This is a genomic window from uncultured Rossellomorea sp. (assembly GCF_947488365.1).
In the GTDB taxonomy this organism is placed as follows: Bacteria; Bacillota; Bacilli; order Bacillales; family Bacillaceae_B; genus Rossellomorea.
In genome coordinates this window covers 492,430-514,906 of record NZ_CANKZT010000003.1, presented here as the reverse complement: position 1 = coordinate 514,906, position 22,477 = coordinate 492,430, and the positions used below count along the sequence as shown (strand labels likewise).

22 protein-coding genes and 3 pseudogenes are annotated in these 22,477 nt (G+C 37.3%); 9 read left to right on the top strand and 16 right to left on the bottom strand.

The genetic code is table 11. From position 1 onward, the window contains the following. Window positions 1-14 precede the first annotated feature (14 nt). The 7 genes from Q1B03_RS13750 to Q1B03_RS13720 all read right to left on the bottom strand — a co-directional run bounded on the left by Q1B03_RS13750 (window position 15) and on the right by Q1B03_RS13720 (window position 7,767). Complete coding sequence (locus Q1B03_RS13750) at window positions 15-1,526, bottom strand: ATP-binding protein (RefSeq protein WP_299742095.1); 1,512 nt, start codon at window positions 1,524-1,526, stop codon at window positions 15-17. Window positions 1,527-1,742: 216 nt separating this feature from the next. Then, window positions 1,743-2,852: a DNA cytosine methyltransferase gene (locus tag Q1B03_RS13745; protein WP_299742092.1), complete on the bottom strand. Its 1,110-nt coding sequence runs from the start codon at window positions 2,850-2,852 to the stop codon at window positions 1,743-1,745. Further along, a complete protein-coding gene (locus tag Q1B03_RS13740; RefSeq protein WP_299742089.1) occupies window positions 2,821-3,924 on the bottom strand; it encodes a DNA cytosine methyltransferase in 1,104 nt (367 codons plus the stop codon). Before Q1B03_RS13740 ends, Q1B03_RS13745 begins: the two co-directional genes overlap by 32 nt. Window positions 3,925-3,949: 25 nt before the next feature. Beyond that, entirely contained in the window at window positions 3,950-4,498 is a 549-nt protein-coding gene (locus tag Q1B03_RS13735; RefSeq protein ID WP_299742086.1) for a tyrosine-type recombinase/integrase, read from the bottom strand. A gap of 363 nt (window positions 4,499-4,861) precedes the next feature. Beyond that, on the bottom strand, window positions 4,862-6,079 hold the full coding sequence (locus Q1B03_RS13730; protein WP_299742083.1) for a hypothetical protein: 1,218 nt from the start codon (window positions 6,077-6,079) through the stop codon (window positions 4,862-4,864). Window positions 6,080-6,507: 428 nt separating this feature from the next. Next, window positions 6,508-7,377 (bottom strand): phosphorothioated DNA-binding restriction endonuclease, encoded by an 870-nt coding sequence (locus Q1B03_RS13725; protein WP_299742674.1) that lies wholly within the window; start codon window positions 7,375-7,377, stop codon window positions 6,508-6,510. A 66-nt stretch (window positions 7,378-7,443) separates the two neighbouring features. Continuing rightward, complete coding sequence (locus Q1B03_RS13720; protein WP_299742080.1) at window positions 7,444-7,767, bottom strand: nucleoside triphosphate pyrophosphohydrolase; 324 nt, start codon at window positions 7,765-7,767, stop codon at window positions 7,444-7,446. A gap of 254 nt (window positions 7,768-8,021) precedes the next feature. On the opposite strand from Q1B03_RS13720, the gene Q1B03_RS13715 reads away from it, so the two are divergent. From Q1B03_RS13715 to Q1B03_RS22160, 6 genes and pseudogenes are all read left to right on the top strand, one after another. Next, window positions 8,022-8,282, top strand: a complete 261-nt coding sequence (locus Q1B03_RS13715) for a helix-turn-helix domain-containing protein (RefSeq protein WP_299742077.1) — start codon at window positions 8,022-8,024, stop codon at window positions 8,280-8,282. A gap of 310 nt (window positions 8,283-8,592) precedes the next feature. Then, complete coding sequence (locus tag Q1B03_RS13710) at window positions 8,593-8,922, top strand: hypothetical protein (protein WP_299742074.1); 330 nt, start codon at window positions 8,593-8,595, stop codon at window positions 8,920-8,922. Window positions 8,923-8,940: 18 nt separating this feature from the next. Beyond that, window positions 8,941-9,015 (top strand): annotated as a pseudogene (locus Q1B03_RS22175) (hypothetical protein); the annotation flags it as partial. A gap of 92 nt (window positions 9,016-9,107) precedes the next feature. Continuing rightward, a pseudogene (locus tag Q1B03_RS22170) lies at window positions 9,108-9,338 on the top strand (hypothetical protein); the annotation flags it as partial. Beyond that, window positions 9,281-9,529 carry a DDE-type integrase/transposase/recombinase gene (locus Q1B03_RS22165; protein WP_366141294.1) on the top strand — a complete coding sequence of 83 codons (249 nt, stop codon included), beginning with the start codon at window positions 9,281-9,283 and terminating at the stop codon, window positions 9,527-9,529. The pseudogene Q1B03_RS22170 and the gene Q1B03_RS22165, both read left to right, overlap by 58 nt. Before the next feature lie 97 nt (window positions 9,530-9,626). Continuing rightward, a pseudogene (locus Q1B03_RS22160) lies at window positions 9,627-9,746 on the top strand (IS3 family transposase); the annotation flags it as partial. Window positions 9,747-9,880: 134 nt separating this feature from the next. Here the strand turns inward: Q1B03_RS22160 and Q1B03_RS13705 are convergent. Further along, window positions 9,881-12,958, bottom strand: coding sequence for an ATP-binding protein (locus Q1B03_RS13705; protein ID WP_299742071.1), 3,078 nt, complete (start codon window positions 12,956-12,958; stop codon window positions 9,881-9,883). A 570-nt stretch (window positions 12,959-13,528) separates the two neighbouring features. Here Q1B03_RS13705 and Q1B03_RS13700 point away from each other — a divergent pair. Continuing rightward, window positions 13,529-13,792 carry a helix-turn-helix transcriptional regulator gene (locus tag Q1B03_RS13700; RefSeq protein ID WP_299742068.1) on the top strand — a complete coding sequence of 88 codons (264 nt, stop codon included), beginning with the start codon at window positions 13,529-13,531 and terminating at the stop codon, window positions 13,790-13,792. Window positions 13,793-14,077: 285 nt separating this feature from the next. On the opposite strand, the gene Q1B03_RS13695 is transcribed toward Q1B03_RS13700, so the two are convergent. The 5 genes from Q1B03_RS13695 to Q1B03_RS13675 form a co-directional block, all read right to left on the bottom strand. Next, window positions 14,078-14,200 carry a hypothetical protein gene (locus tag Q1B03_RS13695; RefSeq protein WP_299742065.1) on the bottom strand — a complete coding sequence of 41 codons (123 nt, stop codon included), beginning with the start codon at window positions 14,198-14,200 and terminating at the stop codon, window positions 14,078-14,080. Between the two features lie 170 nt (window positions 14,201-14,370). Continuing rightward, entirely contained in the window at window positions 14,371-15,882 is a 1,512-nt protein-coding gene (locus tag Q1B03_RS13690) for a tripartite tricarboxylate transporter permease (RefSeq protein WP_299742062.1), read from the bottom strand. A 12-nt stretch (window positions 15,883-15,894) separates the two neighbouring features. Next, window positions 15,895-16,362 carry a tripartite tricarboxylate transporter TctB family protein gene (locus tag Q1B03_RS13685; RefSeq protein ID WP_299742059.1) on the bottom strand — a complete coding sequence of 156 codons (468 nt, stop codon included), beginning with the start codon at window positions 16,360-16,362 and terminating at the stop codon, window positions 15,895-15,897. A gap of 43 nt (window positions 16,363-16,405) precedes the next feature. Continuing rightward, a complete protein-coding gene (locus tag Q1B03_RS13680; protein ID WP_299742056.1) occupies window positions 16,406-17,392 on the bottom strand; it encodes a tripartite tricarboxylate transporter substrate binding protein in 987 nt (328 codons plus the stop codon). Window positions 17,393-17,437: 45 nt separating this feature from the next. Then, entirely contained in the window at window positions 17,438-18,592 is a 1,155-nt protein-coding gene (locus Q1B03_RS13675) for a 2-methylaconitate cis-trans isomerase PrpF family protein (RefSeq protein ID WP_299742053.1), read from the bottom strand. A gap of 161 nt (window positions 18,593-18,753) precedes the next feature. Between Q1B03_RS13675 and Q1B03_RS13670 the strand changes: the two genes are divergently transcribed. Continuing rightward, window positions 18,754-19,656, top strand: coding sequence for a LysR family transcriptional regulator (locus Q1B03_RS13670; protein WP_299742050.1), 903 nt, complete (start codon window positions 18,754-18,756; stop codon window positions 19,654-19,656). Between the two features lie 209 nt (window positions 19,657-19,865). On the opposite strand, the gene Q1B03_RS13665 is transcribed toward Q1B03_RS13670, so the two are convergent. The 3 genes from Q1B03_RS13665 to Q1B03_RS13655 all read right to left on the bottom strand — a co-directional run bounded on the left by Q1B03_RS13665 (window position 19,866) and on the right by Q1B03_RS13655 (window position 21,666). Continuing rightward, entirely contained in the window at window positions 19,866-20,357 is a 492-nt protein-coding gene (locus tag Q1B03_RS13665; protein WP_299742047.1) for an LURP-one-related/scramblase family protein, read from the bottom strand. A gap of 204 nt (window positions 20,358-20,561) precedes the next feature. Beyond that, a complete protein-coding gene (locus Q1B03_RS13660; RefSeq protein ID WP_299742044.1) occupies window positions 20,562-20,996 on the bottom strand; it encodes a GNAT family N-acetyltransferase in 435 nt (144 codons plus the stop codon). Between the two features lie 211 nt (window positions 20,997-21,207). Then, window positions 21,208-21,666 (bottom strand): VOC family protein, encoded by a 459-nt coding sequence (locus Q1B03_RS13655; protein ID WP_299742041.1) that lies wholly within the window; start codon window positions 21,664-21,666, stop codon window positions 21,208-21,210. 184 nt (window positions 21,667-21,850) lie between these two features. On the opposite strand from Q1B03_RS13655, the gene Q1B03_RS13650 reads away from it, so the two are divergent. Beyond that, window positions 21,851-22,351, top strand: a complete 501-nt coding sequence (locus Q1B03_RS13650; RefSeq protein ID WP_299742038.1) for a fasciclin domain-containing protein — start codon at window positions 21,851-21,853, stop codon at window positions 22,349-22,351. The last annotated feature ends 126 nt before the right edge of the window (window positions 22,352-22,477 follow it).

Genomic DNA, 22,477 nt, shown 5'->3' with positions numbered 1-22,477 from the left:
AATAGCCTCCTATATTATTCGTAATAACCTTCTAAAGATAATGAAACTAATTCTGGATGATGCTTATAAGGTTCAATATTATTTAATTGGTAAAGAATTTGATCATCCGTATAATTTAATAATCTCATAGCATAAATAAGATCCTTTAGACCATTAAGTAAGTTATTTTTTTGATCCTTTGTTATTTCACTTGTGGTATTCTCATTGGTTGATTCAGTTGTAGGCTTATAGGCAATCAGATTTACAGGAGCATTCTCCTCAATTAAAGACAAATAACTATTCAGTAGTCTCTCATCTATAGAAAGATCTTCTAATAATTTTAATAACATTGGATGAGATTTATTAATTTTATAAAACGACTTACCATGTTTATAAATTTGCTCCCATAGATGTGCATTCTTATATTTCATTTGATTATTTCTCTCACCGATTACCTTTGTGCCTCGATGATAAAAGGTTCTATAAGAAGCGTTTCTAGTTAAGAGTCCTATTCTTTTAATCTCTGGCAATAACTCCTGGGGTGGTCGAGCAGTTGATTTCTTGATATCTATCTGCCAATTAAAATCAGACTCACTCGTAATATCGATTATAATTCTTGCTAATTTATAGGGCTCTTCTTTACGAAATAAATTTAACCAGGTCCCTGCAACTAAGAGTCTTTTATTTCTGTATATATAAAATCCCTGCTGTGCATTCCAGCCTTTTGGACCTTCTCCATAATCATATTGATGTTTAGTAATTTTAGAATGATGGGGTAATACGAAAGCCGAGATTTTTATCTTTTGATTCCCATCCATGAATGGTTCGTCTATTAATTCTTGAGTAGCATCTACATCAAGAAGATACGGGTCCCACGGCTCAATTTGGCGTCCATTTATTAAAATGGCAATTGAATTTTTACCCTTGAGAAATCTATGAAATACCATACTTAAATGTTTTTCTAATGCATTAACTTTTGACAAAAATGCATTATAGCCTTTTGGAGTATAATGATCACCAACTACACGATCTAGATTTTCTAACAGAACAATCGTCCCGTGAGTTTCTTCTGATAAATTCCCCAAGCTTGATAATGATATTTCATTGTAAGCTTTCTTTAATAACGTCCATTTTCCAGTCTCATTAATAATATCTAAATCCCAACAACGCACGTAATAGTTACCATTTTTTCTTTTCGTTTTTACAGTAAGTCGTCTTGCTTGAGAGAATGCTGCGGTTTTAAGTCCCATACCAAAACGTCCTAAATCTTTAGGATCGCGAGTTTCAAGAGGGCTTTTCGAACCAAATTTCATAGCCTGAGTTAGTTCCCCTTCATCCATACCCCTACCGTTATCTTCAATTTTTATATAATTATTTTTCTCATTCCAATGGAATGTAAGTTTAATCTTGCTCGCATCTGCAGCAATACTATTATCTATGATATCTGATATTGCTGTTTCCAAACTGTAACCAATAGACCTCAACGATTCTACTACCGAGGATGCCTCTGGTTCTACATTTTCATGGTCATACCCAAAATATGACAAGCTACCACCACCGTTCATCAACTCTAGTTATAATATAACATATTTTTCAAGTGATTTTTTTACAAAAAAGGTCCTTTATACTATATCCGATACCATTAACTATTGAATTCACCTTTATCTTTATTACTATTATTCTCGTTAATCAGAAAATCGACTATTAACTAAAAACTTAAAAAAGCCTGGATATATATAATATCCAGACTTATCATAATTAATTTAAATGGTCATACTTAGCTGCCCTTTATCTTCTATTACTATTTTTTCTGAAGCTTCTTCAAAATTTTCTAACCGTTTTTGTAACTGCTTTGCAATTTCAAATCCTAGTAACGGTGGTACAGCGTTCCCTACTTGCTTATACTGACTTGATTTAGTACCTATAAAAGTGAAATCATCTGGGAATGATTGTATTCGAGCACATTCCCTAACTGATGGCACTCTATTTTCCTTGTAATGGAAATAATTTCGATGTCCGGTATCTATGGTATGTGAAGGCAGTTGACTATTCATTCTTTGGAATGCCTTATTGTATTTTCTTATTGCCCAATATTCTTCAGGTAAATCTTTTATAGACCCACCATCTTTGACCATTGATATAATATTAATCGTTTGTTCAGTATGATTTGTTTGGTTATGATTTGTAATAACAGAAGATTTAGATCGCATAAAGTTTTGATAATAATTTGTAGGCTCTATACTGTATTCATATTCATCCCGATACTCTGACATATTATCTAATGAAGGTAAATCTGAAAGTGCATCTGATGTTGAAACAAATTCCTCTTTTTCAGTAGGATAAGTAAACCGGCCATCTAAAACTCCAACAAAAAATACACGATGACGATGTTGTGGAACTCCATAGTTAGCTGAATTTAATACCTTAGGCTCTTCAATTCGATATCCGAGCTCCCCAAACCTTTTCATTATATCTTCCTTAAACATGCCTTTATTGAGAGTCATTAAACCTTTTACATTTTCAATAACAAAAAATTTAGGCATTATTTGTTTTACGACTCGATAGTATTCTAGGTATAGATGATTTCTTTCATCGTTTATATCCCGTGTTCCAACAGTGCTAAAGCCTTGGCAGGGAGGGCCGCCGATAATACCCTCAATCTCATGCTCTTCGAGTAACTTATCAATTTTATCCTGGGTAAAATCGTGAATACTCATTTCATGTGCAACTGGATTAATACGATTAAAATTATAAGTATTGACAGCATCTTTCCAAAAATCTATAGCAAAGACAGATTCATAACCTGCCATCTCAAAGCCTAAACTAAACCCACCTACACCACTAAACAAATCTATAATCTTTGGTTTGTTCATTAAATATCCCCTCCTTAATTGCAACTGCAATTGCTTTAGCCAACAGAGGAGGTACCGCATTTCCCACTTGTCTATATTGGCTAGTTCGTGATCCATAAAATACATAGTTATCGTTAAACGATTGCAATCTTGCAGCTTCCCTTACCGTTGGAATTCTATCAAATATTGGATGGAAATAGTTACTATGTGCATTCCCAGTGTCAATTGTTACTGAATAATCTTCTTCATTTAATCGTTTATAAGCAGATGAATGTCTATTGTTCCTTTTATTTGAAAATAACTCTTCAGGTATATCTCTCCAGTTCCCCCCCTGAGGAACTTTGGAAATTCTTTCTTGTTGGATCTCCGCAGGATACTTTATTTCATGATTATAGACCATGTTTTGCTTATGTCTTAGATACTTTTTATATTCAGATTTTGGTTTAGATTGAAGCTTATAGGTAGATTTATTGGATTGTCTTTCTGATTCTAGTCCATATAGCTCTTCCAATGCATCCTTAACAAATACTGATTTTTTTTCGGTTAACTTTTCAAATGTAACTTTAGGTAAATCTTTTCTAGTTGCAACAAAAAAAGCTCGCAGTCTTTTTTGAGGTACGCCAAAACTAGAAGCATCTAACACATTACTATCTACGTTATAGCCTAAATTATTTAGAATTGTGTAAATTCGATCTTTCGCGTAACCATTGTCTCTGGTTAAAATTCCTCTGACATTTTCAATTACTACTGCTTTAGGTTGAAGCACCTCTACAAACCGAATGAATTCATAAAATAATTTATTTCTGGGATCTGCCATCTCTTTCTGCCATCTATTTGCTGATGAAAAACCTTGGCAAGGAGGTCCACCAACAATGACATCAATATCCCCTAATAAATCAAACATAAACGGGATATCCTCGTTCTTGACATCCTGAATATCAGCAAATATCCCTCTAGCATTTTCGAAATTTCTATCAAACGTCTCTACTGCATCTTTATTAAAATCTAGCCCTCCAATAATATCAAAGCCAGCTAGACGAAACCCTTCACTAATTCCGCCACATCCACAAAATAAATCGATAACTCTTGGCATTATACTCACCCTTTCTAAAGAACAATCACAAGTAAATTTCTTTATCTTCCTTAACTATTTCAGCTAATTCCACACCAATATAGTCAAATGTTTTTTTTCTTGAATTATGGTTAAAAACCTTTTGTAGGTATTTAATATCTTGGTGCTTTTTAAAATGATGATAACCATATGTTTTTCGCAATGTTTGTGTGCCAACGTTACAGTTAACACCAACTTTTTTAGCTGCATCACTAATAATTCTATATGCATGTGAGCGATCTATTGGTTCATTCCCTTTTCTACTTTCAAAAATATAACTGTCTTGAGAATAATGTGTTAAACTATTGAAATAGTCTCCTATACACATTCTCAACCCATCATTAATGGGGTATTTTGTATTTCTAATATGTATAAAAGAAACGATCTGTTCTTCTCTTATTAAATGCATAAATTTCAGGGTCAGTAAATCCGAAATCTTCATTCCAGTATTTATCCCTAAAACAAACAAAAAGTAGTCGCGGAAGCAATTACTCAATAGTTCATTTTTTATTAATTCTATATCGGATTGATTTTTTATAGGTTCTACTAGATTCATATACACACCCCCAATACAGCAAAAACACACTAAATATATCATTTTGCTGTATTCATTATATTTCATTTTTCAGCTAGACGCAAGAATATACGTTCGTTTAATCAATAAAAAATAGAGCTACTCTTGTTAGAGTAACCCCATTTAACTCAAAGCTTGTGATAATTTTTCGTCAAGCATAGACATAGATTCTTGGTTTTTCGTTGGATATGCTTGAATAGCACATATGGATTCTCCAAATTTCACTGATTCGCCTGGATAACATCTCAATTTTCAGACATCAGGTTTACAGTTTTAGCTCTGCAAATAGAATAGTTATAAAACTCTAATTCGGTATCAATACTTTTTAATTTCTTGTTATAACACTTATCCTAAGAAACAATCTGTGACTACTATGTCTTTAGAATGATTTTGTCTGATGGTATATACTTCATCTCTCTCATAAATCTCCACATGCCAATAAAAACTTCCATTTTCTCTATTAGTTTGACTTAATTTCTTAATACTATTTTCAAATTGTGAGTAAGGGATAAGGATAATTGTCTCTGAAGATCCACATCCAAAAGCAATATAAGAATTGTCCGCTTCAATAAGAAACTCTTGTTGAGGAGGATGAAAAGCAAACCAATATCTCCTTGCTGTCTTTAACACATATTCCTTTGACACCAGGCACACTAAATTGATATTGATATTAGAGCTCGAATATAAACAACGTCCTCTTTTAATAAAAGAGGTCTTAAAATGTTTTTGAATTCTAGATATGCATGCCTCTCTAAACTCAACATCTTTATTCTTTTTATCCTTTTCCTTCTTAATACTGTAACCACTTTGTTCCGAGGATACTCTATCGAATTTCTCTTCGTCTATTTCTATTTCACTATCACTCTGTATATCTTCAGTTGTATTAAAAATAATATCAATAAGTGGATCTACTCTTGTGTATTCCATTGGCTTCAATATTTCATTGATTTGAAGAGATGTTCTCGTATCATTTAAATTTTCTTTTAACATCATTAGCTTTAGTAAAGCATCAGTGCTTATCAACCTTATGTCCCATGCATGTTTAGATCCCCTTATCTGAGCTTCGAGGTCACCAGTATCTTGTCTACCAACTACTATTAATATTGAAGATTTATTTTTTTTACATCTTTTATCTTCTATTAATCGGTTACGATAATTTGCCACAGTATCCAAATTAATTCGATAAGTATCTGTTGTTTTCACTTCGACAACCATTTCATACCCATCTTTTGATGTCCAAATTCCATCATATCCAATATCCTTATTATTTTTTGTACCCCTATACAATCCATCTTCTACGTTAAAACCTAACCTCACACCAATTTGATTTATGATGTCTTGTAAAATTAACCCCCCATCTTTATATGAATTTGCTAAACATTCATCTGCATATTTTTGTAAATATCTTGATGGTATCTTCCCCATAAAACTTCTAAATTCTTGAGAAGTTAAAGATCCATCCCTTAATTTACCATCTCCACAAAAAGACAAAATTTGCTCGATAGACTTTGACTGAAAGAAATCTTTATTGCCTTCCCATAGATTAAATATCATATTTTTCATTGCATATACCACCTAAGTATCTAAATTATATAAAATTGACTTGCAATTAATTTATACTCATACATCGTATCCGTCAGGGGATCGTTCTCCCCTCGCTTCTAGTAATTATGTAAATTCGCAAAAGGATACAGTTTCATTTCCTCATTCGGGGATTCGCATTGTAATCCTTGATCAGAGAAGTATATGACCATCCCTGGTACGAAGTAGGAGTCGTCTTCACCAAACCCCGATTCATTGCCTTCTTTCCAATCGCTTCTTCTCCCTGATCACTTCAATCGACTCCCACTGTTTCCGACGCATGAGAACCGTTTCTATGTTTCAATATATGAATTTATTTAGCACCTTTCATTTGCAAAGAGGTACCGTCCTCCGTACGAAATTACTTTAGTTTACTGAGGGGGATGGATTTACTCTGTTTTGTGTCAGCTTTATATTCTGTATTGCAGTCCTTTAAAAACCTCCCTGACATGCCAATCTAAAAACGAATGATCCGGATAATAATACGACTGTATCGGCTCCCGAACCAGCTGTCCATTAAACCTCAACAACCACTCTTCAAACCCCTGAGTTCCATGTGCATCCTGAGACACAACCATCTTACGCTCAGGCGTCAACGTGAACACTCCCCTATCAAATAGTTTATGATGCAAAGAACACAAAGCTATTCCATTTTCCTCAGTATCCGGACCACCAGCATGGTGCCACTTGATATGGGCTGCTTCAACACCGACAAGTGTGTGGGCTAGTCTTACATTAAAACCACAAACAGCACAACTGTACCCGTAAGCCCTTAAAATCTTCTCCCTGAATTTTGGATCCCTCTTCTTTTTCGTATAAACAGTGAAAAGATCCAGTCCAACCGCATCTAAGATATCTTGGTGGATCGTATCTGGAAAATGACTGTCTAATATAATATGAGCAATCTCTTGGACCAGCCTGGGGTCATTTTTTAGAAGCTGAAATACTTCCGGTGTGAATCCCCCCGCAACTTCATCCGCTAGTAATTGACGATTACTCGGACTCTTCGCATTCGCCTCTTTATCCAAAAGCCATATCCCATCTCTTTTTAAACGTACAAAAGGTTCTTCAGGATGATAGGATTTCCTAAGCGGACCGAATTCCCTCAGCAGTTCTGTCAGCTTCTCCCTTGTAACCTCATAACTTATGAATCTGGGTTTATCTGTTTGTAGGTGTCCCAAAGCAAACAAAATCAACAATGGTTTATGGGGAGCTCTCTGGTCCCCTTTCTTCCATATGGACAAGTTATTAATTCTTTCCTTTAACTCAAAGCTGTTCATCATTTCCCACCAATCATAGAGCTTTATTTCTTCCTATATAATAGGTAAGTTGGAACTTCCAATGAATCAATCCTTTACCTCAATCAGGAACATCTTATCCTTAAATCCCCCACGCTTCTCAGCCTTATCTTTCCGTACCGCTTCTACTTCATCAATAGTAGATCCATGTTGCTTAGACAAAGCCCTGACAACTTCCAAGAGATCAGCAAGCTCTTCCACAGCTTCTCCATCCGTTTCAGCCGCACAGTATTCATCAAGTTCCTCATAAGCTTTTTCTTTTAAGTACTTTATGTAGTCTTCATCGTTAAGAATCTTTGTTGATAACTCCTTACCTTTACTTTCAATGATCTGTGGGATTTTATCCCGTACTAACTTGTTGTAGGTCGGCATGTAGTGACCTCCTATGGATTGTATTATCTATATTTTAACATTTATATGGAGTCCATAGAGCAAAGAAGGGCACACCAGTTACTTTCTTACCAATTCTCAATCCCTATTAGACACTTGAATGTAGTAATCCCATTGAAATGTCCGGTGACAAAATAAACTTAATTTATTTTACATAATTTGTAATAATCCTACTTACTGTTCGTGGTACATGATTTTCCCCAATTTGATAATGGTTCTAAAAAGGGGAGAATCCTTTGGTAAAAGAAGAAAATAAGCCTTTTGCGGAACTATTGGGGAAGCTACTTAGAAGAAGAAGAATTGAAATGAATATGACCCAGGCTGAGTTTGCCTGGATCACTAAAATGTCTGAAGAAGGCTACGGAAGGATCGAGAGAGGAGAAAGTATTCTAACCTCATTAACACTAAGCAGAATACATAATAATACAGGAATTAGTATTGACCGGATTTTTCAGGAAATAGATAATATAAGAAAAGACAAAAAGCCAAAAGAATGACTTGGTAGTTAATTGGGGGGATTACCATCAAGAAACAAGAATTTATTCTATTAAAAGGGAAGCACACATATAATTTTATGATTGTTGGGTTTTCCCGTGAGCATGATTATGGGGAGATATATTTTACAGATCATAATAGGAGGACTTCCGTTTATAGGGGTTCGGATGTGAAGGAAGTTATAAAGTTAGCTAAGAGAGAAAGCCGGAGTTTACGTCGGGAGTAAGTAGACTAACCTAAATTATTGAGACACAATAAAACACCTTCGAAATGGTACACTTAAACAAAGTACTAATTCGGAGGTGTTTTTGCATGGGCAAAAACGTATATTCAAAAGAAGTTAAATGGGTAGTAGTTAAAGATAAGGTGAGTGGTCAGCTGACAAAACAAGAAATTATGGAGAAGTATGGGATTAAAAATGTTTCTCAAATTAAAACCTGGATGAAATGGTATCGTGAAAATCAAGTCCATCGATTTGACCAACCGATTGGAAAACAATCTTCGTATGGACATGGGCCTGATAGTTCAAGTGAAGAAGAGAAAAAAGAACATCAAATGAATCACTTAAGACAGGAGAATGAAATCTTAAAAAAGTATTTGGAGATCGAAAAGGAGCTGAAAAAGATATCGTCCTCCAACTAGTACAGACCTTACGAAAAAAAGTATACAGTATCAGCTATTTTAGCTGCTTTAAACGTACCCAGATCTACTTATTATCGCTGGGCATCTTTATAATCAATAGAGTTGTCTAGGGAGGAACAAACGATTATCCTCCTCTGTGAAAAAACAAAGTACCGATATGGCCACCGTAAAATCAAAGAGCTTTAAAGCGTAAATATCATATCAAATTAAACCGTAATACTGTTCAACGGATTATGCAGAAATATGATCTTCAATGTAGAGTTAAGGCAAAGAGAAAGTGGAAGTCTCAAGGGGAATCAGTTATTGTCGCTCCTAACTTATTAAAGAGGGATTTTACTGCAAGCCAACCTAACCAAAAATGGGTGACGGATATTACTACATCCAATATGGTCCAGACACTTTATATTTATCAATAATCATGGATTTATTTAATAATGAAATCGTTGCTTACAAGCTTTATACTCACCAACAAGTCCCTTTAGTCATTGATACCTTGAGTGAAGCGCTCGAAATACGAGGAAACCCTAAAGGAGTGATCATCCACTCGGATAAAGGCAGCGTGTATGCTTCTTATGCATATCAAAATCGGATAAAATCTAGTCAGTAGTATGTTACGCAGGGATAACTGTTGGGACAACGCGGTCATTGAATCTTTTCATTCTAACCTGAAATCAGAGTAGTTTCAGTATGTTAAATTCAATTCTCTATCCCGAGAAGAAGTAAGGGAACATGTAGATCAATTCATAAAATATTATAATGAAGAGCGTATACAAGAAAAATTAGGCTACCACACACCAATAGAGTTTGGTGGCATGGCAGCCTAAGAAGGTGTTTTATTACTGTCTCATACGACTAGGTCAGTCTACGGTATAGCTTTTTATGATAGATTCTAAGTTTGAAACATACAATTTGAAACCTTTAATAATTTTTCTCGGATAACATTATTTTGATAATGATATTAAAATCGTAAATATGTTTCACTTCTAATCCATTTTAAAGGATCGTAAATATCTATTTCTTTTTGAAGCAAAACACTTTTCATCTCTTCTAGATGTCCTTCATCTTCTAGTTCTTTCCTTAGGGTATTGGGTGAATCTCTAAAGAATCTTTCTAATACTAACTCAACATTCTCTTGATTAACTCGTCTTGTAATGGTATAAGAGATAATATTTAAAATAAAGACTATTTGACGATCTGAGTACTTTTTATTTATGCCTCTGTCTGATAGTAATTCTTTACAGTACTTATTAATATTAGAACCATGTAGTAAGAATATTGATTCTCCTTGAATAACGCCAACTTCATCTTCTAATCCGATTACATCTACTTTTTCATTCGCAATAAATAACTTTTTATTCCTATTGATTCTATGATTATAAGTATAGAAAGCATTTTCACCATGGTTACCAGAAAATACTATCCAATTTTTTTCATCATCTGGTTTGCCCCAATATAATTCTACGCTTCTAAATTCTTTATTTATTGTTATTTTCTTAACGTCCATTGATTCTAAAACAGGTTGGAATAGTGCATTTTGCCTTTCTGAAAGAATTGTACCTGAAGGTATTTCATAATTAGCTATTTTTACATTTTTTGTTATCTCAGATATGGAAGCATTGCTCGGTAATTCTCTAACTAGAGATTCTAAGTTAGAATATAAAATACTCTGGATAGTACAAAAGTTCTCATAACCCCTTAAAGTATTAGGAGAAATAGCCTCTCTCTTTCCATCTGTTTCTGCTATTAAAGTAGATATTTTATTTACTTCATCTAATAACATTGTTTCATTTACTGCATTTATTCTGCCGTTTCTATTTATTAAAGGTTCTAATAAAACTTGTGACTCCCTTACTACCCAAGTAAGAGAATAACTCTTCTGAAGCTCAGTCATTTGATCTTCAACATGTTCACAGTATATACTATAAATCACTCTTAACATATCCTCATATTCTTGAGTGTGTTCTATACCTTCACGTGCTACATTTGTTTTAGGGCCATTTTGTCCTTTAACATTCCCAATCGCAATAATTCTATTTTTTGTGAACCCTGGAGTTACAAATTCCACTCTTATACCCTCTATGCACATTCCTAAAAGATTTTCTTTTCTATTATTTATATCTCCAATAATATCCTCGTCTTCTGACAGAGTAAGAAAAGACCATTCTTTAAAATAGTCAGACCATTTTACCGCATAAGCAATTTTTAAACCATCTATTTCTTTTTCTTTAATATCAATTTTATATCTTCCTAAGGTTGATTCAGCCTCTGAATATCCATTCTTAATTAAAAACTCTTTCACTGCTTCTTTAGGACTACTATACCCTACATCGAATCTTTCTCCATCAATTATAACTATAAGCTCAGTCTCAGGAAATAAAATCCATTTCTGTACAGTATTTAAAACATCCCCCATATTAACACTCGGCCTAACTTTTAATTTAATTTCTGTTCCATGGTCGCCAATATTTAAAATTTCTTGACTTGACTTATCTAATAGTTCAATTAGATATTTACCATGAACTGTTCTAAGAGAGATATGACGTCCTTTTTCTTCTTCTGGATGTGTTGTTATTACATCGATATTATCAGCAATCATAAATGTTGACAAAATACCTATTCCGAACCGACTAATAGGGGAAAACGATGGGAACTTCTCCTTAAACTTAGGGTCTTGGTACCTTGAGACACCCGCTCTCAAAAAATAATTTTCTATTACTTCTTGGGTCATACCGGTTCCGTTGTCTTTGACAGTTAAGAGACGTTCAGTACTGTCCCAATTCACAACAACTTTTCCTGAATCTATTGATTTGGGATTTATTTTTTGTTGAAGTCTAATGGCATCTAGCGAATTTTGAATCAGTTCACGAATTACCACACTGGAATCGTTATACAAAGTATGGCCAGTAAGAAGATCTAAGATTTTTTTAGGGTCTAACACAAAATTAAATGGTTCTTTTAAGAATCCACTAGTTTCAATATGATCCTGGTCTATTTTTCTCCATGGAAATTCGTATGTAGATCCCCATTTTTCGTTAGCTAACTTAACAGATTTATAGCTTTTTTCCATTTGGATTTCAGCATAGTCTAGGTAAGAAGTTAATCCAAAAAATCCATCCTTTTTACTGAAACTCGCATGTACTTCAATGGTATTACTTTGCAATTGATTATTTACACGTCCATTTTTATCTTTACCAGGGGCTGGCCTTACTGAACGTACAGCCATCTGTTTTGCCCATTCATCTTGACTAATAGGATCAGAGGGATTAATTATATTAAAAGAAACGGTAGGTGTTCTATCCTTAGTAATATGCAATAAATCCGCAGTTCTTAAGAGGATTGCTGCGTATTGGAGATTTGCTGTTTCTTTGATACTATTACCGTATGGCTTTGATACTTTATATTTATTAAAGTTAGTTAAATCATCTAAATGATGGCTTTCACAAATTAGCGCTAAGTCTTCTCTAAATACTTCACCTAAGGGGGATAGTAATTGATCTAATTCATGCACGATTTCTTTTGAAATACCAAAGTCAGAATGCCCTTTTCCTTCTATCCAAGATTTTATTCTTTTTGCATGATTTTGCCGAACAAATTCCTGATAAATAAATTTCTCTTTTTTTTCGTTATTCAGCTGAGCTAATTTGTCAATTAAGTCTCTCCCTTTATCTCCGCTTATAATACTTTGTTTGAATTCAGTAAATCCAGAGCTTCCCCTAGCTTCATATTCATCTGAAGTCACCAGCATTCCCATATCATGAAAATAAATAGCAAGAACTATAAGAAGCCAGTCTGATGGAGACATCACCTTCTTAGTGGATTCTGGTATTATCCAATCTAAACTATTTAGCATTGTATTTATGTGGGATATATCATGGTAAGTATATTCCTCAAAAATACCTCCTCTACCTATTAATTGTAAGATTTTTTCAGTTTGTTTTTTTATGTATTGTACATTTAACCCCCCAAATGCATCTAAACCTTCTGCAAGTTCTGCATTTTTTTCTGCTTCAGTTTGTAAAATTGAGACATCCGTCATATATTCCCCTCCAAGTATTCTAGTAATTTCATTACGAGTTAAATTTTAACAATTTAAAACTTTTTTGTCATCTTCAATAAACAACTTGAATTCATGTCCAGCGCCCATACTTTATTTTAATTACCTATGTTTCCCTTCTACTTTAAAAGACACACTCTCAGTCGCTTCTTTTCCCAATGATCACCTGAACGACTTCCATTGCTTCACCTCCACGAAGAAAATAGAATTTTCCCTAACCCTCCCTTAAATAATATGGACTTGTAATTGTTGCATATATTATAGTCCAGCTCATCATGAAAAACGTCTTCTAGGAACTTTTCTTTCGGAGTTTGATATATGATCAAATTCGACAGTCTTCCATTTAACAGTATATTCCTATTATTTAGTTAAATTTTGGGTTTAGCAAGGGGGAGATCGAAAATTTACGTCCTTTATTTTAATCCTCCAAAAAGCTGCACATGGAGCAAAAATAAACCTTTAACATTATTCAATAATTGTAATATATTGACGACTTGCTCGTTCCATCCTATTTTTCACAATTTGATAATGGTTGTAAAAGGGGTTAAACCATTGACAGAGCGGGAATTATACGGGAAATATTTAGCTATTTTATTACGATTAAGAAGAGACGAAATGGGCTATACTCAGGCAGAACTAGAAGAGAAAGCAGGACTTGCTCGAACCACGATAAGTATGATTGAACGCGGTAAACGAATTCCTGAATCCTATACCCTATCAAAGATTGCGATGGCTTTGGGAATTAGCGTGGATCGTTTAAATGAAGAAGTGTGGGAGAGTGTGAGGGAACATAGAAACAGTGATTCTTCCACTTAAATCAATTCAATGCTCCTATTTTAAGCAGAGGTGATTGGGATCAAAAAGATGGAAATGGTTTTATTGAAAGATAAGCAGGTTTATAATTTTATAATTGTTGGGTCTGATGAGAAGAACGCCTATGGGGAAATCTATTTGACGGAAAATGATCGTAAGACTTCTATATTTAGAGGGACTGATGTGAAGGAAGTTATTAGGTTGGCGAAAAAAGAAAGCTGTGGCTTACGGGAGAGGTAAGTTGCAGCTTTCTTTTTGATTGTTAGCGACCTTTATTTGAGTCGCTTTTTAAATTCCTTTAACGTTCAGTACAAACTCTTCTCCAGTATCCAGCCCAGAATCCTGGGTGATTTCTTTACAAAAGTTGAGTCGGAAACGTCCCCGTGCTTCAGACTGGCTGACGAAATGCAATCTTCCAATCCTCCGTTGACCTGGATTCCTGACTATCAAAATTCCACTTGCGTATCAATGACCAAAATAAAATGAAAAGACACAACTAGAATAGCTCCCTAGCTGTGTCTCTTAAACATAAAACTTCCATTTGAGCCTTTTAGAGCCGTCCCCTTACTTCTTCTCCCTCCCTATAATCCAATACTTGATCCTCCCATGCTTTTCTTCTTTTTTAACGCCTTGGCGATGATTGGATAAAACATGGCGAGTACGGCAATCAATAGAATGATTCCGGAGATCGGCTTAGTGATAAAGGAGAGATAATCCCCCTCTGTGACCAACAGATTCCTTCTAAAGTTCTCTTCCATCATCGGCCCAAGGACCAGCCCCAGTACTAGGGATGCAGGAGAGAAATGATATTTCTTCATAAAGTAACCCAATATGCCAAATACAAGCATGACCCAGACGTTAAACATGGAATTGCCCACGGCATAGGATCCTACCATTGATAGTAACACGATGAGGGTTCCCAACATCGAATAAGGAAGTTTCAGTATCGCCGCAAAGGCTTTGACCCCCAATCGCCCGCCAATAAATACGGTTACGCTTGCGATTAACATAGAGAAGAATATGCAATACAGCATCAGCGGTTGTTCCGTCATGAGCTGAGGGCCGGGCTGCAATCCTTGAAGTGCAAGGGCCGCCAGGATAATCGCCGTTGTGGGACTGCCGGGTATCCCTAAGACAAGTGTCGGGATCATTGCCCCACCAGCTGCTGCATTGTTGGCGGCTTCCGGGGCCACGACTCCTTCTTCTTCCCCTGACCCGAACTGTTCTTTATTCTTACTCGTACGCATGGCTTCTCCATAACTCACAATCGAGGCAATGGACCCGCCTGTTCCTGGAAGGATGCCGATCACCGTCCCGATCACGGCCGATTTCAGTAATACCCACTTATGTTTGATAAGCTCTACAATCTTGATCGTTTCCAGTGAAACCTTGTTGCTCATATTCAAGTCTTTCTGTTTGTCTGTTACTTGATTCAATACTTCCGCCAGGGCAAACGCCCCAATCATGATGGGAATCATCTCAAGGCCGTTCATCAGTTCCACATTGCCGAAAGTAAAGCGATTCGCCCCTACGATGGGATCCATCCCGATCATCGCAATCAGTATTCCTATCAAACCCGAGGTGATGGCTTTGATCGGTGACTTCGTTCCAATCGATGAGATGACCGTGAGTCCTAGTACGGTTAAAGCGAAATACTCGGCGCTCTGAATATTCAAGGCAACCTTGGATAAAGGCGGTGCCAGAAACAGCATAATCAGAACAGAGAATATTCCTCCAAATGCCGAGGCACTGATCGCCAGACTAAGTGCCCTCCCCGCTTTCCCGTTCTTGGTCATCGGATAGCCATCAAAGGTTGTGGCGACTGATTCAGGTGTTCCTGGTGTATTAAACAAAATAGCAGTGATGGAACCACCGTAGGCTGAACCTGCATAGAGTGCTACTAGTAACATAATGGAAGGAAGTATTCCCATATAATATGTAAACGGCAGCATCAGAACGATTCCCATTGAAGAACTGATCCCTGGGAGCGACCCAAAAAATACGCCGACCAGCATCCCGACAAAGACCAGAAGTAAATTCATCGGTGTCAGGGTTGTTAACAGCCCATCCACTAATAGTTGTATATCCATCATTCTCCCCCCTTATCAATATAAGAAATAACTTAATTCTTTTATCAAACCAATTCCTCTAGGCAGAGGAACAGTCAGTAGATTTCCGAATACCAGTGTAAATGTCACCGCGACCACAATGGACGTGATGGTCATTTTCACATAATTTTTTTGACCCAGTAAGAAGAATAAAAAGAAGCAAAAAAGAATGGTAGCCAGTGTGAAGCTGATGAAATCGTTCAACACTATAAACACGATGATTCCTACTAACAGCCCGCCATATGCTCGATTAATATTTAAAGGTACAGCCTTCTCTTTACTGGATTTCTTAATGGCTTTGAATAAAGATACGATCAATAATAATAGAATGAGCACAATAATGACCTGTGGAAACCCGGCCGGCCCTATTGGATCAGCCGACCGTCCTGTTGAAATGGCGAACGATTCTTTGAAAAACAGCCCCATCACCAGTATCAGAACAACATGAAATAGTACTTCTCCCATATACTCCCCTCCAAAACGGGCGGCATTTGAAGCCGCCGTAAGATTATTTAAGTCCCGTTTGTTTCGCTACCTTATCAAATTTTTCGTAGTCTTCTTTCATGGCCGCTTTGAATTCTTCAGGACCCAAGAATCCTTCACGAATATCTGTTAGCGATTCAGCATTGAACTCTTTGTATTCTTCCGTTTCATATGCTTTTTTCATTTGATCTAAGAGAACGTCTTTCACTTCCTGAGGAGTCCCCTTTTTGACCACGAATCCCCTCCAGGATCCGATTGTGACATCATAGCCTTTTTCCACTGTTGTAGGCGTGTCTTTTAACTCGTCAATTTTGGCGATACGTTCGTCATTCAAAACAACCAACGGCTTGACCTTGCCATCTTTGATGTATCCGACCGTATTGATCAACTTGTCTAAGTATACGTCCACTTCCCCACCAAGTACCGCTGCCTTCACTTCAGATCCTGACCCGTAAGGAATGAACTTTACTTTGACACCTGTAGCATCAGCTAAAGCATTCAGGGTCATATCATCCAAACCACCTGGACTGACGCCTGCGAAGGTGATCTCTTTTTCTTTCCCCTTTTTCACCAGTTCATCAAAACTTTTTAAATCGCTATTCGCGGGCACAGATAGAACATATATATCTGATTGAATGCGGGCAAGTGGTTCAAACTCATCCATGAACGTCAGACCCTCCCCTTTTCCGAGCACATCTGCAATCACATGAGAAGGCGTAACCTCAAGCACCGTATACCCATCATTCGCCTGGCCGTGTGCGTACACCATTCCCACCAGACCGCCGCTGCCATCTTTATTGACAGGTTGAAGGGGTTTCTTCATATCTTTAGACATGATTTCAGCAAATTTTCTGGCAAATGTATCACTGGCACTCCCTTCACCAAAAGGAACAACTAACTCGACCGGTCTTTTGGGATAATCCTGACTTCCTGCAGCAGATTTATTTGAGCTACAGCCTGCTATGATGAGCCCTGCGAGTAAAATGACAATCAGTACAAGTTTTCTTTTCAATGTAATTCTCCCCTTTGTAAACGCTTTAATTTTTTTCGATACTTATCAACCCATCAATTCAATGGGTATCAAAGTATGTCCTTCCATGATCCTTCTTGCCGTTCTTCCTATTCCGCCTCTTACAAGCTTATAAGTAGAATTCTCTTTCCTTACGCTGACATGAACAAGGATTGTTCCGGTCGGATGGCCGATGTTGATTTCATCCTTGCCTTCTGAGATAAGTGAATGAGGAAGGGATCCGGGTATCTTGCAAGCAGTGCCGAGCCCAATGGCGCCGCTGACTGCAAATGCACGATGCAGTGTTCCCATTGCGATATATCGGGCTACGATGTCTATGTTGTCGCTCTTGACCACTTCCCCATTTTCATCCGTATACTCGGTTGCTGGAGAAATAATGGCTACCTTTGGGAGAGCATGAGTTTCAGGTGTGACAACCTCCCCTTCCTGAAATAATCCAATAAGTCTGCCGCATTTCACTCTGACTTCTTCAATTCTTTTTTGCACAGATGGTTGATTGATTTCCCCTGAAAGTTCAATTCCTTTTAACCCAATATCAGAAGCGTGAAGGAAGACCAGAATATTTCCAACATCAATGATCGTCACTTCCACCATGCTCCCATCCTCGAGCTGTATGATATCCACTACATTCCCCGTCGGAAGCAAATCCCCCGTGTAGGATCCCCCGAAATCCAGGAAGTTGACCATAATGCATGATCCCGTTCCCGACACACCGGCTATAGCGAAATCCCCCTCATAGATGACATGTCCATCCTTGACGGGTACTTCCACTTCCATCACCCGCTTGGTATTGGTATTATAAATCCTTACCCTCGTCATCCCTTCATTGATTTTGACCAGGCCTTCTTCGACTGCAAATAATCCGACAGCCGAAGCCATATTTCCACAAGTCACATTATAATCAATATTCTGACTATTTGTACTAACCTGACCGAATGTATAATAAATATCACATCCCGGTTTATCCGTTACACCTACAATGGCAACCTTGCTTGTCAGGGGAGTTCCCCCTCCGATGCCGTCGATCTGTCCATTTTTAGAACTTCCATAAATTTTGGTTATGACGTAATCCCTGTCTTTGGCATCCTTTGGCAGATCCATATCTTTGAAAATTAACCCTTTACTCGTCCCACCCCTCATTAAAACGCTTGGCAGTTTATATAATTGACCATGAATGTTCACTCTGTCATGCACCTTCTTAAAAAATTAATTGATACCATGGTATAAGAAGAGTATATTCAAGGAAGAGAAATAAATAAAATATTTATTTTTTATAATATACGATAAAATATTTTTATATCATTCCCTAAAACCACTAACATCAACAACTCCAGGAGGCTGTCATGGATCAATTCGACTGGGATTTATTGACTTTGTTATTCGAACACAAAAATATTACCAAAGCCGCTGAAGCCTTAAGAAGCTCACAACCTGCGGTAACCTATAGACTAAAAAAGCTGGAAGAAGAGTTCGGCGTGAAAATTGTCTCCCGGGGACATCGGGGCGTCGCTTTTACCCCACAAGGTGAATACCTGGTCCAATACGCCATGAACATGCAGAAAGAGTTCCAAAAAGTAAAAGAACATGTCCTAAACTTTGAGAACAAGATTCAAGGAACGTTAAGAATCAGTGCTTCCAGCATTTTTTCTCGCTACAAACTCCCTCCTATTCTGGGTGAGTTCACAAAACAGTTTCCCTTAGTGGAATTCCATGTCAAAACCGGGTGGAGTGAAGAAGTCATCAACTCCATTTTCAAAGAACAAACACAGCTAGGAATCCTCAGGGGCAACTATAAGCTTTCTCAAGAAAAACAATTACTCATGGAAGAAAACTTACTCATTGTATCCAAAAAGCCTATTGATCTGAGTAACCTGGCGAATCTCCCAAGGATTTACTACAACACGGACACTTCATTAAAAACATTGATCGATAACTGGTGGACAGAAAATTATGTATCACCCCCATCCATCACGATGAGAGTAGACAATATGGAAACGTGTAAAGAAATGGTATTAAACGGCTTGGGCTATGCTATTCTCCCCAACATATTATTGGAGGAGGATGAAGACCTCTTCAAAACACCCTGCTTAACAAAAGAAGGGGAGCATGTGAAACGGCAAACCTGGTTAATTTACAAGAAAGAATACTCCAATAACGTGCTGATCAAAGCTTTTTGCGACTTCTTAAATAATTGGGATTTTCGAAAAAGCCGGCTAAAAGAAATCTCTGAAGAAAACAATCATTAGACTGAAAGTTCACTAAATTAAGTATATTAAAATAATTAAAATAAATAAATATGATATTGCTATATCCTTTGATAAACCAAAGGGACAGGTACCCTGGTCAGTCCAGTCAGAGAAAGCAACGTTACCTATCCCCATGGACCAGAGGCGGATCTACAAATTGATCTACAACTTAAAAAAGCACGGGAACCGTCCCCGTGCTTATTACACTCTCAGTTAACCGAAGAAGCAGCCGCTTCATCCGCCTTCACACAATCAATCGCAATAACAAGAGCAATCATCATCGTCTCCATCTCTTCATTCATTACTTTCACCCTGTAACTGTCGCCCCAAGTGAACCACTCCTTGCCCACTTCGCCTACAACCTCGCCATGCTGCAACACTTGAAAATCCATATCCCACCAATTCCCCTGGACTTCAATGCCTGCCGCATCAATCGTATAGCGTGCTTTCAGAATGGAGAATTCCTTCTTGATCGTCAATACCTCTTGACCATTCACCTCAACAAAAAACTTCGGTAAAAAGCTGAAAGTCTTCTTCGTAATCAGTGCCACTTCATCCCTGCTTGTATTCATTATGGAGAAAGTCTTCGGAACCTTCATAAAGCTTCCCTCCACATAATATCGATCCTTCTCCTCTTGATCCTTTACCGTGAATTTCCCGCTAAGGCTAAATACTTTTTGCTTTATATAAAGTTGCCTCATGATTTTGCCTCCCACTTTTGAGTCTTTACATTACTTACGTTTAAGACTGGCGTTGGTTTCAACATTTAGCATTCGTATCATCACTCAGCCAACTGTACTGCTTCCCGGTTCCTAATCTTACTCGTGCCATTTGTGTAGCTTCCTAATAGAAAAATAGAAGCGCGAGATTGCCCCCGCGCTTCATTTCTCTGATTCAATAATTATTTATGAACGATTAACCCATTCCCATACTTCTCCATCGTCTTCATCCATAACAACGTCCCGGATTTCAAACCCATTTTTCTTAAAAATGGATGTAGAAGCATTAAATTCAGGTTTTGTACGTGCAGTAATCACAATATCCGGATCGAATTCCCGGGCGATTTCTACAAGAGACATGCACACAAATTTGCCATATCCCTTTCCTTCATTTTCCGGAAAAGTAAAATAGGCAATCTCAACTCTCTGCTTTTTTGGTGTTCCTTTAAAGGAACACACACCAACGACATGAGAATCCAAAAAAGCTAAATAGCTGATCCATGGTGGAGTAAAGCCTACTTTCTCATAATATTCATCCTGGTTCTCTAAAACCATCTTACAATATTTATTATCTGTTTCTATTTTTTCTCCAATGTTGATTGGTTTTAAAGTGCATTTCAACGTTCATTCCTCCATTTTCAAAAATGAAGTATCCTCCGTTGAAATAGGATTTGGAGGATACTTTGTTAAACGATATCGTACTCTCCATACACCATATTTGATCTCTCCTTATTGAATATAATGACATTCTACCAAAGCAGACTATTAAAATCACTCATTTTTATTAAGCGGAATCGTACCAATTTATTCTTCAGAAAGCTCTCGGTCAGTGTTAGCGTTTACGGTCATACCAATCCTCAAGCGTCATCATTTTAAAATCTTCCTCATGATCCAATCTCAAAGGAGCAATGAATTCAAGAGAATTTCCATCGGGATCATGAAAATAAAGACAGGCATGGGCTTGTGGGTTGTTAGGGAGGACAAGAGGCTGACGTTCCGGTGAAAAACCAAACGCTTCCCTTACCTCAATACCTCTTTTCTTTAACCATCCTTTTGCCTCTATCATATCTTCAGTCTCTACATGAAAGGCGATATGCCTGATGGAGGCATGATACGGGATGTTTACTTGATCAGCCTCCCACAAACCAAGCCAGCTCTTCCCTTTTTCAATCCAGACAAATGAAACGTTCTCGCTTTCATACGCTACTTCCAAACCAAGCTTTTGATAGAAATCGATTGATTTCCCCATATCACTTACAGGTAGATGTGCTTCATATAATCCTTTAATCATGACATCACCTCCTCATCTGTATCCTATACTTTCCGACGAATAAATGGCTCCGTTATTCGTTTGAAGTTTTATAAGACTTTTGATTGATAAAGTTCGTCCAAGTTAAATGGATAATCCTTCTAAACAAACACATACTACCTTTTGAGTAAACACATGTTTACATAAAAAAGCAGGAGGTAGTAGGATGAAAAACAAAACATTTGCGTTGATGATGGCAGTATTCATGGTATTCCTGCCCCTTTCGAATGGCGTATTGGCCGCTGAAGACGGGGCACCGGCAACGAAGGATATCGTTGACACCGCTGTAGAAGCGGGTCAGTTCAAAACCCTTGCAGCCGCTTTAGAAAAAGCCGGACTTGTGGAGACATTGAAAGGCGAGGGTCCGTATACGGTGTTCGCGCCGACTGATGCTGCGTTTGAAAAGCTGTTGAAGAAATTAGGCATCACGGCAGAAGAATTACTGGCAAGAGAAGATCTGAAGGACATTCTTCTGTATCACGTGCTTTCCGGTAAAGTGATGTCTACCGATCTAAAAGACGGTCAAAAGGCGGAAACACTAGCCAAGAAAACAGTGGATATCTCACTGGACCCTGTCCGCGTCAATAATGCGAATGTAGTGAAAGCGGATATTCAGGCTTCCAATGGTGTCATTCACGTGATTGATGAAGTGTTACTTCCGGAGTAAGTACTGTTCATAAGAAAGCTCGTTCAAACGTCCAGTCGTGACTGTTGAGCGGGCTTTTTTATTGGAACAGGGACGGTTCAGATGCTTCCTCTAAATAAAAAAATGAAGCAAGAGGATTGTGAACTG

What these genes read in the sequence shown, in the direction of transcription:
- Q1B03_RS13745 (WP_299742092.1), bottom strand. Translation starts at nt 2,852, where the DNA reads ATGAACAAACCAAAGATTATAGATTTGTTTAGTGGTGTAGGTGGGTTT.
- Q1B03_RS13740 (WP_299742089.1), bottom strand. Translation starts at nt 3,924, where the DNA reads ATGCCAAGAGTTATCGATTTATTTTGTGGATGTGGCGGAATTAGTGAA.
- Q1B03_RS13735 (WP_299742086.1), bottom strand. Translation starts at nt 4,498, where the DNA reads ATGAATCTAGTAGAACCTATAAAAAATCAATCCGATATAGAATTAATA.
- Q1B03_RS13730 (WP_299742083.1), bottom strand. Translation starts at nt 6,079, where the DNA reads ATGAAAAATATGATATTTAATCTATGGGAAGGCAATAAAGATTTCTTT.
- Q1B03_RS13725 (WP_299742674.1), bottom strand. Translation starts at nt 7,377, where the DNA reads ATGAACAGCTTTGAGTTAAAGGAAAGAATTAATAACTTGTCCATATGG.
- Q1B03_RS13720 (WP_299742080.1), bottom strand. Translation starts at nt 7,767, where the DNA reads ATGCCGACCTACAACAAGTTAGTACGGGATAAAATCCCACAGATCATT.
- Q1B03_RS13710 (WP_299742074.1), top strand. Translation starts at nt 8,593, where the DNA reads ATGGGCAAAAACGTATATTCAAAAGAAGTTAAATGGGTAGTAGTTAAA.
- Q1B03_RS22165 (WP_366141294.1), top strand. Translation starts at nt 9,281, where the DNA reads ATGGGTGACGGATATTACTACATCCAATATGGTCCAGACACTTTATAT.
- Q1B03_RS13705 (WP_299742071.1), bottom strand. Translation starts at nt 12,958, where the DNA reads ATGACGGATGTCTCAATTTTACAAACTGAAGCAGAAAAAAATGCAGAA.
- Q1B03_RS13690 (WP_299742062.1), bottom strand. Translation starts at nt 15,882, where the DNA reads ATGATGGATATACAACTATTAGTGGATGGGCTGTTAACAACCCTGACA.
- Q1B03_RS13685 (WP_299742059.1), bottom strand. Translation starts at nt 16,362, where the DNA reads ATGGGAGAAGTACTATTTCATGTTGTTCTGATACTGGTGATGGGGCTG.
- Q1B03_RS13670 (WP_299742050.1), top strand. Translation starts at nt 18,754, where the DNA reads ATGGATCAATTCGACTGGGATTTATTGACTTTGTTATTCGAACACAAA.
- Q1B03_RS13665 (WP_299742047.1), bottom strand. Translation starts at nt 20,357, where the DNA reads ATGAGGCAACTTTATATAAAGCAAAAAGTATTTAGCCTTAGCGGGAAA.
- Q1B03_RS13655 (WP_299742041.1), bottom strand. Translation starts at nt 21,666, where the DNA reads ATGATTAAAGGATTATATGAAGCACATCTACCTGTAAGTGATATGGGG.
- Q1B03_RS13650 (WP_299742038.1), top strand. Translation starts at nt 21,851, where the DNA reads ATGAAAAACAAAACATTTGCGTTGATGATGGCAGTATTCATGGTATTC.